Source organism: Nitrosomonas sp. sh817 (assembly GCF_030908545.1).
Taxonomy (GTDB): Bacteria; Pseudomonadota; Gammaproteobacteria; order Burkholderiales; family Nitrosomonadaceae; genus Nitrosomonas.
Map to the genome: position 1 here is coordinate 1,833,710 of NZ_CP133083.1, position 14,188 is coordinate 1,847,897.

A 14,188-nucleotide genomic window follows, 5' to 3' on the forward strand; every position below is an offset into this window, starting at 1 on the left:
ATTGCGAAATGTGTCCTATCCTGACCTAAAACTGGTAGCTCCAGGTCGCCGCCAAGGCGCCTTTGCGGTCCAGTTGGAAGCCATTGAAATCGTTACCAACCGGCTGTATCCACTCGAAACCGAGGCGATTGCCGGCAAAGCGTCCGCGAGGAATCACCGCATTCAAGCCAAATCCGGCATCCCAGAATTGCCCGCCGTAATTGGCTGGGAAATCCATCGGACCGATGCGCGCATTAAACTGGTTGAAATCCCGATGAATGGCATCCTGCCAGGTATAGGCACCGCGGACTGATGCGGTTAGCCAGCGGTTAATATCGAAACCCATCCAGGCCGTCGCTTGAATCACATCGCCTAACCGGTAACCGGATTTGTTTTGATCCTCCAGGCGCTTGATACCGCCCAATTGCGCGCCCCACGACCAGCGGTTGTAATCCCCGGCATACGTCAAGCTCGGCATGAAATCCCAGGTACCGCTACCTTGCTGCATGCCAAAATGAATCAAACCGCCGTCGATCCGGAACATGCGCCGTAATTCGATATCCACCTTACCGGTCGGCGCGCTCAAGCCGATATTGACGTGCATGCGGTGACCGGGAATATCCAACAACTTTACCATTGCCGACAGATAAGTATCGCCGATCGCCCCGGTCTGATGACCCGAGATGCCGCTATGTTCATGCGTTCCGGGAACAGGCGGCGGACGGCCGGTCAACTCGCGTAAATTCATATCCATGGTCATAAACGTCGGCATCAGCATGACATTCAGCCATTTTGCCGGCGCATACATCAAATCGAGCATGTGCATGCTCATATTCATGAAGGTGGGAGCGAAACGGCATTGTGCGGTGTCGCTGCACCCTTGCGCAACAATCGTCTGATCGCTTACCTTATGGTCACCATGCATCATGCTGCCGTTCGTCCAATTGTGCATATACCGGTAACCCGCCATAAAATCGCCGGGTTTGTCGAGCATATGGCCGAACATGATACCGGCCGGCGGTAACTTGTGATGATGCGACGATGCGTCATGATGCTGATGCGAGGATTGACCGCCGGCAAGCGGCAAATTGCTCGGCTCCAAATCGAATTTTAATGCAGCGTTTGCCACATAATAGTCAAAATCGGCAAAACTGTTATTGCCGCTGCCGATTTGCATTGAGCTGGCGCGTGTATAGTATTCGAAACCCGCTTCCAAAGCGATGCCCCGGCTAATCAGCTTGCTCAGCGTAACACCGCCGCTCAGTGCGCCAAAGCCTGCCAGCCGGTGATCGCTGGAGAAATTATCAGGCAGTTGTCCGGCATCATAGGCAATGTTTTTCGGTATCGGATTGGCTGTTATCGCATCAACCGGATTGCCGCTCCGGTCAACGAGATTAAAGATGGAATCCCCGAAATACTGCCGGTCCGGATTATTGGCGTCGACCCACATTTTCCGGCCAAAACTGTCAATTTCCTGCTTTGAATAGCTTTGTAATGAAAATAAATAAGGCCGATAAAAACTCGCGGAATCTTGCGAATAATAACGGATCCGCGGCGTCAGCATCCAGCCGCTACCCAATGGCTGCACCCAGCTCGCATCAAAGGTGTGGGTATTGATGCCCCAATCGTCCGACGACACCCGGTATCCTAAGTGCAACGCTGCGTCAAATGTATTGATATATTGAATATATTTGGCGTTGAAAGCGAACTGATTACGATTATCGGGACGTTGTTCCAGCAATGCGCGCACGTCTCCGTTAATGAAAGTTTTCTGGTTATTATTCAATTCGGCTGGGTCGACAAAGATGGTTGTCATGACTTTGTAGGGATTTTCCAGATATCCGCTGCTATGCGTATAACTGAAGTTGGCATCGATCAAAGCATTCTTGTTCAATACCTGAGTGATACCCAAATTCCCTATCCAGTCATGGCGCTTACCCTTCAGAATTTCAGAGCCGCCCCGTCTTTCAATGTTACCGGCAAAAGCGTTTTTGGTGATATACGGTGACGCGTCGTGATCCAGAATTGCGCCGATTTCACTATCGGTATAGCCTCCGCCATACTTGAAGCTGGTCAGTTTCTGGTTAAAATCCACGCGACCGCCGACATTACCGAAAGAAGATTGATAGTCCCGTTCTCTGGAAAAACCGCCGCTGATATTGAAAGCTGCCTCGTTCCATTCACGGCTCAAGCCGAAATTGGCTTGATTCCGCGTTTCCGGCGATGCCGACGACATTACCATGACTGATCGGTTATCAATTCCTTGCGGCTGCCCCGTGAGCGGATCGCGGCTAACCGGATTTAAGTCATGATCCAGTAACAGAAATTTACTATTGATCAGCGGGGATGCACCGGCAATCACCGACCCGGAATCGGTATTGCGGAAAATCGGATTATTGCTGTTGGCGGCTAAAGGAGCAATGGTTACCGGTGTTGCACCAGACCAGGTATCTTGCGTATAGCCGAAAGTGAATCGCGTACGATCTGTGAGCGAAAAAATTCCACTACCGTGCAAGACATCGGCAGTAATGGGTTTTAAACTTTGCGGGACACCATACAGATTGCGCTCGCCCTCTTGATAGCGGCTGTATTGAAAATTAATCCGATCCGGCCCGGCCGCATGCCCCGATGACATCAACAATCCCGGCAACACCAATGCGGCGGATGTCAATGCTTGTAAAGCAGTACTGCGTGGCTTTACCGATAGTGAATCAGGAGATGCGGATCGATAATGATTGGTTTGGCTTTTAGGTTTTTTTTTTCGCTGCAAATTGATTGCCTTTAAATCAGCCTCGACCAGCGTAACTTAATAACATCCACAACCACCGCCCCCGGAAGATGATTTATGACTTGGCGCCGCCTCGCGGCTGCTGTAATTGTGGGCTTGTATTTCGCTTTGTAGCGGAAACGGATCAACGTCCATTTGAGATTTTGCAAGATTGCCACGTTCCCAAGCGGATACATGAGCACAACCGGTTAATGAAACCGACATTACAATAAACAAAATCGAAGCGGTATTCTGAACGATATCCTTTCTAATCCTGCGTAACATCGCAATACTATGGATGTTCACTGACCAATTGCGTTACTAATGCGCGTAACCCTTCGGTTTCGCCCGGACGAAATCCTTGGTGCACATGACGAATATTTCCTTTCTTGTCGATTATATAGGAAGTCGGCATCGCCATCACTTCAAATACCTTGGCGCATTCTTTAGTCGGATCGGCAACGATTGAAAAATTGGCCGGATACTTTGCCAGAAAATCTTGCGCATCTTTTACTTTCTCGTCGAGATTAACGCCGATAACATGTACCCCCTGATCGCCCAATTCTTGTTCAAGCTGGTTCAGAAACGCAAAAGACTTGACGCAAGGCGGGCACCAGGAAGCCCAAAAATCCATATAAACCACTTTGCCTTTCAGCTCTTGCAATTCCACTGCCGGCTTGCCGTCGAGTGTCGTCAATCCGCAAGCTGAAGAAACCTGATCTAAATGTTCTGCAGATAAATTGCTGCTGCCAAACAACCACACTAAGCCCATCACAGATAACTTTATTTTTTTCATTTGTTCAATCCGATTATCGAGTTGATTGCATTATCGCAAAATTCAATTCCTACATCACTATTCAAATTGCTGCACTTCGATATCCGTACCGGTGTGCCGATTGTCCGCCGTTATACAATGATACGAAACGGCGAACGATCGCGCCCCCGCTTTGGTTTTGTTGACCAGCAATAAATAAGTGCCATTTCCGCCATGAATCTTAACTTCAGGACTAAAATTCGCATCGCCCGATACCGGATCGGTGGTGCTGGTCGCCCGGTTACCTTTGATGATTTGCAAATTGACCAACAATCCATCTTGCGCCCGGGATAAATCTTTCACGCTGGCCAGTAAATGATCCGCCGGGCCATTGCCATTATCAAAACAAGTTACCAGCGCATAACCGGTGAAAGCCGCCACCGTGCCGCTGGAGTCCATGACGGTACCGGCATCATGCGCATTGCATAAGCCGGTGTAACCCAGCAACATTGTGCAAAACAACTTCGCTCTTATTTTCTTCGTGAAAGTTCCAAACATAGTTTGCACCTCCGCCATCATCACTCAAATTGCTGAACCACAATATCCGTTCCGGTATGGGTATTGTTTGCCGTCATGCAATGATACGAAACCGCGAATGATCGTAATCCCGCTTTGGTTTTGTTAACCAGCAGTAAATAAACACCATTGCCGCCATGAACCTTAACCTCGGGACTGTAATTCGCATCGCCCGAAACCGGATCGGTCGTATTAATCGCGCGGTTGCCTTTAATAATTTGTAAATTAACCAGCAATTTGTCTTGCGGCGGCGATAAATCTTTGACACTGGCAATCAAATGATCCGCCGGGCCATTGCCGTCGTCAAAACACGTTACCAGCGCGTAACCGGTAAAAGCCGCCACCGTGCCGCTCGGATCCATCGTCGCGCCGGCATCATGTGCACTACTTAAGCCGGCATACCCGAGCATCATCGTAGAGACGATACCCGCTAATGTTTTTTTTAAGAAAATATGAGACATGATTTTAGTCCTTGCAAATAACGCGAAAAATATAATTTTACCGCCATAAAACAAAACAGATTTCTTTCAGTTTCTTGTTCATCGAAAAAGAAAACCGGACTCATCCACATCGCTGCAGATGAGTCCGCCACCTTCACCACGTCAAAATTGATATTATTTTGGCCAAATCTGCGTGCCGTCCAATTTAATTCTCAGGTCACGATTCAATTGTGCCGCCGAAGGTTTCACAAACACATCCACACCATCACCGCATGAAGAAGGCAATGGCGCAATCGAACGTGTCACTTTCAAGGTCGCTGGAGAGTTATAACCATGCAATCCTTCACCATCGTAAATGGAACCCACCGCAGGCGTCCACATTTGCACCGTTGCATTGCTGAATCCGCTTGGATCGGTAATTTCGCAAATATCCGCAATGCTGACGACAAATGTCACACTCTTGGCGCAAGAGGTTGGCTCAATCACCACGCCTGCAGTGGCAAAAGGGACAAGCGCCCGGTATCCGGCTTTTAATACATTACCGCCACCTGACCAAAATCCCAGTTTGTTACCCAGCGAATCAGTAATGTATTCCTGGTTTGAAAAAACGCTTTTGTCTTGAACGATAGTAACCGGACTACCCCAGTTAGTCACGAAATCCGACAAGGTGCCGGTGTGCGCTGTACCATCAACAGTACCGGTAGTTATGATCGAATCCTTGCCATCCGGAAACACGACCACCGTACCCAGTGTGCTAATTGTTGAAGCACCGTCGGTGGTATTCTGACAACCATGTGCAATTACGACGTCGTTATAATTACTGCCATGGTTCGCTGCATTTTCCTGGATAACCGGTGTTTTCAAGCGTGTGTGCGCATGCGCGGATTGCCAGACTCCGGTAAGCCCAACGATTCCCATTAAAGCGTAAACGCGATAGTTAAAGATTGATGATTTCAACAATTTAATACTCCTGGATCTGTATTCAGTTTTTTGATTGATCTTCAAATTAAATCTCACTCAAAATGGAACAGGAGGGAAGGATGAGTGAGATTTAGTAAAGTGAACCGGCTGATTACCTAGGCCAAACTTGCGTACCATTCAACTTGATCGGCATGTCACGGTTTATCTGCGCAGCCGAAGGTTTTACCTCAACCGCCACGCCTGCACCGCAAGATGTCGGCAGCGCGCTGGTACGGGTAACGGTATATGATGCAGGACCATCGTCGGTAGTGCTTACGCGATCGTAAGCGGTTCCCAAATTGTTGTGCGTCCAGAAATTAACTGTTGCCTCACTGAATCCTGCCGTATCGGTAATCTCGCAAATATCAGCAATAGAAATATAGAATTTAACGCTCTTGGCGCAGGAAGTCGGTTCGATGACAACAGCGCCCGCTCTGAATGGAATATAGCCATTCAAATTATGCGGCAATGAATCTCCACCGCCTGCCCAGAAACCGACAACATTCCCAAGTGAATTGGTTTTTTCATCTTGGAAGCTAAACACAGCTTTGCTGTAATTTTGTTGCATGAGATTTCCCCAGTTTTGCACAAAGTCGGTCAACGGACCAGTGTGAGCTGCGCCATCAACCAAAATAGTGGAATCAACACCATCAGGAAATACGACACTTGTGCCAATCACATTTTTCTCGCCGCATCCATGACCAATAATGACGTTATTGGTTATCCGGGTATTCTCCGCCACAGTTGCCGTTTCCAGCCGGGTGTGCGCCGTCGCCAATTGCGTTGTTCCTGCGAAAATGGCAGCTATTAATACGCACCGGGAAATTGAATTGAGCTGTTTAATTTTATTCATGTCGATCCATTAATTTAATATTTTTGCCTTGTTTATATTTTTGTGAAAACATTTTGTGCATTCGATCAATCAATAAACTAAAAAAGAATTTTCAGATCATTCGGAATTGAACATGCATAGCTTTCTATTCCGATCATATTTCCGAAACAGCGGAATGACAATGTGACAAATTGTCGCACCTCATGAAAATCACTGATTTTTAGAACTTTTTATCAGGCATGTCAGTTAAAAATTGAAATGCGGCAATTTGTCGCATTTCATAATCGGAACCCACTCTTTACAATAATGGATCTCCAGCTAATCGCTGTTTTTTCACTCTCCCCTTTTCTGTAACACGCCACATCATGAAATCAAATTTTTCTGCCAGTTTGCTCAACCGTATTTGGCTTTATTGCACTGTTTTTTTAACCGGCGCCGCCGTCATGGTAGTCGAACTGCTCGGAACGCGATTGATTGCACCGTTTTACGGCGCCAGTCTTTATGTTTGGACTTCGCTGATCTCTGTCACGTTGATCGCACTGGCGCTAGGCTATTACTGGGGCGGCATTTGGGCTGACCGGACTCGTTCCGGCTTGTCGTTTATCATCGCGGCGGCCGGATTCTTAACGCTCATTATCCCCTGGCTCACCGGACCGGTCTTATTGGCGACGGATTCTTTAGGGTTGCGCCTGGGCAGCTTCATGAGCACGTTAATATTATTTTCTCCCAGCTTGATCATGCTCGGCATGGTCGGACCATTTGCCGTGAAATTGTCGACTTCGACGTTAGCGAGCGTAGGCGCCAGCACCGGATCGATCTACGCGGTCAGTACCGTCGGCAGTGTCATCGGAACACTGTTTCTGGGTTTTTATTTATTTCCATTGATCGGCTCTCGCGAAATTTTCATCGGTTTGGGAATTGCCTTATTTATTCTCGCAATGATCGTTGCGGTGATCGAGCGGAAATACCTGAAATCCACCAGCGCCTTGGCGCCTACCACGCTGCTTGTGATAATCGGTTTGGCGCTGTATCCGCAGATCGCCAGCTCCGGCAAATCGGAATCCGGTGATGCCTTTCAAACCGTATTTGAACGTGAAAGCTTATACGGCTGGGTTCGCGTCATTGATCAACCACAAGAGAATATGCGATTGCTCACCTCCGATGCCTCAACCATCGGCGCCGCCAGTCTCAGTCACGGCGAAAATCTTCTGACCTATCAGAAAATTGTGACCATGATCCCGGCATTGGCGCCGTCGATGCGCAATGCCTTATTGATCGGTCAGGGTGCCGGGCACATGGTCGCGACTTTGAAGGAATTCGGGATTGTGACGGATACGCTGGAGATTGATCCGGCGGTGGCCGAGGCTGCCAGCGAACATTTCGGTTTCATCCCGACCGGCCGGCGGATCATCGGCGATGCACGCTACGAAGTTCGCCAACTGAAAGGCTCCTATGATTTGATCATTTTGGATGTCTTCACCGGCGGATCGGAACCCACTCATTTGCTGACGGTTGAAGCGATTGCGCAATTACGCGATTTGCTGACGGATCAAGGAATACTGGCGCTGAATTTCGTCGCATTTTACGACAATGGGCGAAACCCTGCGTTGGCATCCGTTGCGAAAACGCTGACGCAAGTTTTTCCACATCAGCGGGTGTTCATATCTGACCCCAACGAAAATTTCAATGATTTTATTTTTCTCGCCACTAATCACGCACTCGATTTGAACGATGATTCAATTCCGCAGATGCAACGCGCTTGGCTTAAAGACCGTTTGTTGGCGATAGATCAATCGAATGGCATGATTCTGACTGACAACCTCAGCAATCTCGAGTTGCTGCAAATCCGCAAGTCCGAAACCTACCGGCGCATGATCGTCGATATGGTGGGGACTCGTCACTTCATCCGTTAAGAAAGCTCTGCAAAACTGCTGCGCTCGACTATGCTGCGTTGAAATCCCCTTCAAAATGCTCATTTACTCCATGTAAACTGCGCTTTCTCAGTGGATTTCGCCTTGCCTAGCTTTCGCTCGCGACCTTTTTCAGAGCTTTTCTAAGAAAGTTCTGCATCCATCATGATCGCTTAGCTCCGCTTTGCAACATTTCAGCAGCATGCCGCCGCGTAGTTTCAGTAATATGCGCGCCCCCGAGCATCCGCGCGATTTCTTCAACGCGTTGCTGCGGATCCAGGGTCGAGATTTGACTTACAACCGGCGTACCTTCGCCGGATCCGGCAGTTTTAACCACTTGCCATTGCTGATCGCCTGCCGCAGCTACTTGCGGCAAATGCGTGATGCACAATACTTGCCGTTCTTGTCCTAATTTTTTCAATAGCTGACCGACGATTTCAGCAACCTTTCCGCCGATACCGACATCGACCTCATCAAAAACCAGCGTGGGCACAACGCCGATTTTACTGGTTACCACCTGAATGGCCAGGCTGATTCTTGATAACTCGCCGCCCGAAGCAACCTTAGTCAACGGCCGTAGCGGCAATCCTTGATGCGCTGCCACTTGAAATTCAATGTGTTCCAAGCCATTGGCGCTGCCTTGCTCCAACGCAACCAATGCTACCGAAAATTGACCGCCTTCCATCGCCAAGGTTTGCATCATTCCGGTCACCCGCCGCGATAACGCCCCCCCGGCTTGCTGGCGGATGGCCGTCAACTCGCCGGCATGCTGACGATATGCAGACCACGCGGCGGTTTCATGCGCTCGCAACCGATCAATATCGGCATCCGCACCGAGCGCTTCCAATTGCTGCGATAGTGATTCCATCAGCACGGGTAGTTGTTCCGGATTGACGCGGAATTTCCTGGCAGCCGCATAAATGGCTGACATCCGTTGTTCGATTTGCTGTAAGGCTTGCGGGTCCAATTCCAAATTCTGGCGATAATGCTTCAGCTCGTATAAGCTTTCACGTACCTGAATATGCCCCGATTCGAGCAAATCGGCGATGGGCTGCAATTGCTGATCATACTCCTGCATGTTTTGCAGTTGCGTAACAACGGCATTCAGTTGCCCCAGCACCGGCGATTCACAGTCGGATAACGCATTGATCGCCATTTCCGCCGTTTCCATCAACGCCGCCAAGTGCGACAAGCGGCTATGATCGGTTTGCAGTTGTTGCCATTCTGTCAGCGAAAAATTCAATGCGGATAATTCGGTCAACTGCGACTCAAGCTGATCACGCTTATCCAGCAATTCCGCCGCGCGCTCTTCCATGTTGATTCTAAGCTGCTGGCAGTTTTTCCAATGCTGATAAGCCGATTCAACCGCCTTCGCAAGCTCGCCGCAACCTGCAAACGCATCCAGCAATTCCCGTTGCGCATCTTTTTGCAGCAGCTGCTGATGGGCATGCTGGCTATGAATCGCGATCAAGTATTCTCCCACCATGCGCATTTGTTGCAAGGTCACCGCATGTCCATTGATATAGTTGCGCGACCGGCCATTGCTTTCAATAATGCGGCGTAGCAAACAACTATCCGGCTCACCCTGCAGGTCATTGTCGTTCAGCCATTGCACCAGCGGCGCCAAGCGGCTGATATCGAAATCAGCGCTGATCTCGGCCCGTTCACAGCCTAACCGGATTAGATTGGCGTCGCCACGCTCGCCCAATACCAGAGTCAGTGCATCGATCATCATTGATTTTCCAGCCCCGGTTTCACCGGTGAGCACTGTGAAACCCGGCAACACGCCAAGATCGATCTGGTCGACGATGACAAAGTTTCTGATACTTATCTGTCTCAGCATAAGAATGCGATTTGCAATGCGGTCAAGGCAATTCACTCCAGCCCAGTTTTTCTCGCAACATGCGGTAATAACTGTGATGCACGGAATGGAGCAGCCGCACCGATTGAGGAAAACGCCGCACCAAGATCTTGTCGGTGGGTTCGAGATCGAAGCCGGAATGACTGTCGCAATTTATCCTGACTTGCTGGCAACTGATCATGCGGATTTCAACAACGGCATCCGGGCCGATCACGATCGGGCGATTACTCAGAGTATGCGGACAAACCGGCACCAGCGCTATTAAATCCAAATTAGGATGCAAAATCGGACCGCCAGAAGACAATGCGTATGCGGTGGATCCCGTCGGGGTATTAACAATCAATCCGTCGGAACGCAAGGTATTCACATATTCACCGTTAACCTTGACCTCAAACTCAATCATGCCGCTGCTCATGCCGCGGTACAGCACCACATCGTTAAACGCCAAGCTATTAAAAACATTGGTGTCCGCGCGAAAGATCTCGGTATACAACAGCATGCGTTTTTCCGTGATGTAGTTTCCCGCCAGTATTTCATCCAGCGTTTCAAACATGGTATCAATGGATAAGTCGGTCAAGAAACCCAGCCTGCCTTGATTAATGCCGATTAGCGGCACGTCATAGGCAACCAGCATGCGAGCGATGTTCAGCATGGTGCCATCGCCGCCCATTACCACTGCCAAGTCTGCCTGTGCGCCGATCTCCTCCAAAGACAGCGCCGGGTATTGATCGGCACATATATGCGCGGCTGTGAGATGATCAAATAACACGCTGTATTTACGAGCGGTCAAATATTCCGCCAGATTGAGCAGCGGAACTGCGATCTCGGGGTTTTTGTGCTTACCAATCAAGGCAATGGTTGAAAATGATGAATTCATGACTGAAAATTATGATTAAGGAAACGCCGATTGATTGACCGCACGAACGAATCGCTTTGTTGCGCGGCACGCACATTCTCCCCTATTGGGTTGATAGGTCTCGGCTGTTGCGTTACGTGCGCCTTGCGCTTCATTTCGTTCGTCGAATTATTCAGCATTTCCTTAACTTTATCGCGCTGGACCGGATTAAATATTAATGCCGGAATTACCGTTAAAATAAAACAAGTTAATCAATAATGCTTCATCTAGCATTGTAAAATCGCAGCTTGTACATACATAACCGGGAAAAACAATTTCTTGAGGAAACACCCAAGTGTAGCGAACTCGATTCTGTTTTCATGAGTAAAGCATGAGCACCAATGAAGTTTAGCATACCCATAATTAGACTCATCACTAATGATTACTTGCATTCACATATAAAACCAGCTGACTCGTGTAGAATAAAACCATGTTGAACGAACGCGCCCAAATTTTATTAAAAACTCTGGTAGAACGTTATATCCACGAAGGACAACCGGTGGGTTCTCGCGCGTTATCCAAATTCTCCGGCCTGGATTTGAGTCCAGCCACAATCCGCAATGTCATGGCAGACCTTGAAGAAATGGGACTGGTCGCGAGCCCGCACACTTCCGCCGGAAGAGTTCCAACTCCCAAAGGCTATCGTTTTTTTGTGGATACCCTGCTAGTAGTCAAGAAGCTCGACAAGACCGAATTGCATCATCTGGAAAACCAGTTGCATCCTGACAATCCTTCGCGTTTAATCAGCGCTGCTTCGCAATTGCTCTCGGAACTGACCCGTTTTACAGGTGTTGTAGTGACACCGAAGCGCACTGGCGCAATTTTCCGCTACGTCGAATTCATGGCGCTTTCGGAAAAACGCATTTTGCTGATCATCGTCACCCCCGAAGGTGATGTGCAGAACCGTATTATCTTTACCGATACGCCGTACAGCCAATCCGATTTGATCGAAGCAGGCAATTTCATCAATCAGCATTATGCCGGCTGTACGCTGGAAGAAATCCGCAGCCGCCTGAGTACCGAATTAAAACAACTGCGCAGCAAGATGGTCGATCTCATGAACGCCGCAATTGAAGTTGGCGGCAATGCCATCAATGAAAGCAGCGAAGCCGTAGTGCTTGCCGGCGAACATAACTTGTTGCAAATTGATGATCTATCCGAAAATTTAACCGGTTTGAAAAATTTGTTTGAGTTATTCGAGCGTAAAACAAAACTCCTGCAATTACTCGAACTAAGCCGGCAAGCGCATGGCGTGAAAATTTTCATAGGTGGAGAATCCGATGTCGCTTCGCTGGAGGAATTCAGTGTCATAACCGCACCCTATGAAATGGAAGGCGAGGTGGTTGGCACGGTCGGCGTGATCGGTCCCAGGCGCATGGCCTATGAACGCATTATTCCGATCGTGGATATAACCGCAAAACTGCTTTCAAGCGGCTTATCACAGCAATAACCGATATTTCTGTAATCAAATCAACTCATTTCAAATGCCAATTCAATCAAATTACCAACACGGTTCATCAAGTAGAACCGGCGTGCTACTCATTAACTTAGGCACACCGGATGCACCCACAGCCCAGGCATTACGCCCCTATCTCAAGGAGTTTCTTAGCAACCGGCGCGTCATCGAAATACCGCGGCTGATCTGGTGGCCGATTTTGCATGGATTCATTTTGCCGTTCCGGCCCAAGGAATCGGCAGAAAAATACGCCAAAATCTGGATGCCGGAAGGATCTCCGTTAAAAGTGCACACCGAGCGGCAAACCAAACTGCTGCGCGAAGCGTTGCAAGCCAAGTCAAACAATCCGCCAGTTGTCGAATACGCGATGAACATCGGCAAACCTTCCGTTGCAACTGTTTTGGCCGATATGCAGGCGCAGGGTTGCGACCGCATTCTGGTTATTCCGCTGTTTCCCCAATACGCCGCTAGCAGTACCGCGGCTGCCATGGACAATGTTTTTGCGGTATTGGGAAAAATCCGCAATCAACCGGCCATCCGGACCGTCAAGCACTATCACGATCACCCGGGCTATATCGCGGCATTGGCGCAGAATGTGCGCGACTATTGGGAAATTCATGGCCGGCCCGACAAACTGATCATCAGCTTTCATGGCACCCCGCGGTCCAGCCTGGACAAGGGGGATCCTTATCACTGTTATTGCCAGAAAACCGGGCGCTTACTGGCCGAAGCACTGACATTGCAAACCGGACAGTACGCCGTATGCTTTCAATCGCGTTTTGGCAAAGCGCAATGGCTGACACCGTATACCGCAGTTACGCTGGAACAACTGGGCAAGGCGCAGACACGCCGCGTGGATATCGTTTGCCCCGGTTTCGTTTCGGATTGCCTGGAAACGCTGGAAGAAATCGCGATTGAAGCCAAGCATACATTCATCCAGGCTGGCGGGCAGGAATTTCATTACATACCTTGCCTCAACGAACGTTCTGATTGGATTGAAGCGTTAGCGGATATTGCCAGCACGCATTTGCAAGGATGGCTGGATCAGGAAGTTTCTAAAGAAGCGGCACAACTATCGAAAGAACGCGCACTGGCGCTGGGTGCGAAAGAATAACTCAGCAAATTCCCCCTCATTTCGAGGGGGAATGATTGAAATCATTAATGACCGGATTGGCGCATATGTTTCATCGCTTCTTCCGAATGTTTGGCAGCTTCTGCGCCATGTCCCATATCCGCATGTTTGATTGCTTCTTCCAGGTGCTTGATTGCTTCATCCATGTGTTTATGGGATGCAGCGTGATCGTCCCTTGCCGCTTTAGCGTGCGCCAAACTATCTTTAGCATGCGCCAACGATTCCTTGGCGTGCCCCATTTCGCCATGCGCCTGCGCTTTTCCGGCATGTTCCATCGCTTCGGAGGTATGCCCTGCGTCGGCTGCCCATGCTTGAGCATTCATGATTAATGCCAATGCGCTGATTGCAACTACGGTTGATAATGCTCTCATGATGATTTCTCCTATTTAAATGGTATTAAAAACACAATTACTTCTGAAAAATCTCAGCGGCTGGATAACAGCGGGTGAAGAAACTATTGCATTCCATTCCTTCTTCCCTACCAACACGGTTTCAGTATATACCTAATTCCCTCTACATTGCATGCGCATAATGATCTGAGCCGTATATATTCCGTTATCTCGCCAACCTCAATCGGTCGGCCTTGCAACGATAAACTTGCTAAAACCATTTTTTACTACCTGCCT

Annotated in this window: 13 protein-coding genes; 3 read left to right on the forward strand and 10 right to left on the reverse strand. The window is 49.0% G+C overall.

The window, feature by feature from the left end; translation table 11 throughout:
• Window positions 1–25: 25 nt before the first annotated feature.
• The 7 genes from RBH92_RS08595 to RBH92_RS08625 form a co-directional block, all read right to left on the reverse strand.
• A complete protein-coding gene (locus RBH92_RS08595; RefSeq protein ID WP_307931683.1) occupies window positions 26–2,749 on the reverse strand; it encodes a DUF3570 domain-containing protein in 2,724 nt (907 codons plus the stop codon).
• Window positions 2,750–2,785: 36 nt separating this feature from the next.
• Window positions 2,786–3,031 (reverse strand): DUF4266 domain-containing protein, encoded by a 246-nt coding sequence (locus tag RBH92_RS08600; protein WP_307931684.1) that lies wholly within the window; start codon window positions 3,029–3,031, stop codon window positions 2,786–2,788.
• A 7-nt stretch (window positions 3,032–3,038) separates the two neighbouring features.
• Window positions 3,039–3,542 (reverse strand): TlpA disulfide reductase family protein, encoded by a 504-nt coding sequence (locus tag RBH92_RS08605; RefSeq protein ID WP_307931685.1) that lies wholly within the window; start codon window positions 3,540–3,542, stop codon window positions 3,039–3,041.
• Window positions 3,543–3,599: 57 nt separating this feature from the next.
• On the reverse strand, window positions 3,600–4,058 hold the full coding sequence (locus RBH92_RS08610) for a hypothetical protein (protein WP_307931686.1): 459 nt from the start codon (window positions 4,056–4,058) through the stop codon (window positions 3,600–3,602).
• Between the two features lie 20 nt (window positions 4,059–4,078).
• The gene (locus RBH92_RS08615) at window positions 4,079–4,537 is read right to left on the reverse strand and encodes a hypothetical protein (RefSeq protein WP_307931687.1); all 459 of its coding nucleotides are present in this window, start codon (window positions 4,535–4,537) and stop codon (window positions 4,079–4,081) included.
• A gap of 153 nt (window positions 4,538–4,690) precedes the next feature.
• Window positions 4,691–5,476, reverse strand: coding sequence for a hypothetical protein (locus RBH92_RS08620; RefSeq protein ID WP_307931688.1), 786 nt, complete (start codon window positions 5,474–5,476; stop codon window positions 4,691–4,693).
• Between the two features lie 112 nt (window positions 5,477–5,588).
• Window positions 5,589–6,329, reverse strand: coding sequence for a hypothetical protein (locus RBH92_RS08625; RefSeq protein WP_307931689.1), 741 nt, complete (start codon window positions 6,327–6,329; stop codon window positions 5,589–5,591).
• Window positions 6,330–6,673: 344 nt separating this feature from the next.
• Between RBH92_RS08625 and RBH92_RS08630 the strand changes: the two genes are divergently transcribed.
• Window positions 6,674–8,221 carry a fused MFS/spermidine synthase gene (locus tag RBH92_RS08630; RefSeq protein WP_307931690.1) on the forward strand — a complete coding sequence of 516 codons (1,548 nt, stop codon included), beginning with the start codon at window positions 6,674–6,676 and terminating at the stop codon, window positions 8,219–8,221.
• Window positions 8,222–8,381: 160 nt separating this feature from the next.
• On the opposite strand, the gene recN is transcribed toward RBH92_RS08630, so the two are convergent.
• Both recN and RBH92_RS08640 read right to left on the reverse strand, forming a co-directional pair.
• On the reverse strand, window positions 8,382–10,061 hold the full coding sequence (gene recN / locus RBH92_RS08635) for a DNA repair protein RecN (RefSeq protein ID WP_307931691.1): 1,680 nt from the start codon (window positions 10,059–10,061) through the stop codon (window positions 8,382–8,384).
• Between the two features lie 22 nt (window positions 10,062–10,083).
• On the reverse strand, window positions 10,084–10,956 hold the full coding sequence (locus tag RBH92_RS08640; protein WP_307931692.1) for an NAD kinase: 873 nt from the start codon (window positions 10,954–10,956) through the stop codon (window positions 10,084–10,086).
• A gap of 448 nt (window positions 10,957–11,404) precedes the next feature.
• On the opposite strand from RBH92_RS08640, the gene hrcA reads away from it, so the two are divergent.
• Both hrcA and hemH read left to right on the forward strand, forming a co-directional pair.
• Window positions 11,405–12,424 carry a heat-inducible transcriptional repressor HrcA gene (gene hrcA, locus RBH92_RS08645; protein WP_292923195.1) on the forward strand — a complete coding sequence of 340 codons (1,020 nt, stop codon included), beginning with the start codon at window positions 11,405–11,407 and terminating at the stop codon, window positions 12,422–12,424.
• A gap of 34 nt (window positions 12,425–12,458) precedes the next feature.
• The gene (gene hemH / locus RBH92_RS08650) at window positions 12,459–13,544 is read left to right on the forward strand and encodes a ferrochelatase (RefSeq protein WP_307931693.1); all 1,086 of its coding nucleotides are present in this window, start codon (window positions 12,459–12,461) and stop codon (window positions 13,542–13,544) included.
• Between the two features lie 44 nt (window positions 13,545–13,588).
• Here hemH and smbP read toward each other — a convergent pair whose 3' ends face one another.
• Window positions 13,589–13,933 (reverse strand): small metal-binding protein SmbP, encoded by a 345-nt coding sequence (gene smbP / locus RBH92_RS08655; protein WP_307931694.1) that lies wholly within the window; start codon window positions 13,931–13,933, stop codon window positions 13,589–13,591.
• Between the last annotated feature and the right edge of the window lie 255 nt (window positions 13,934–14,188).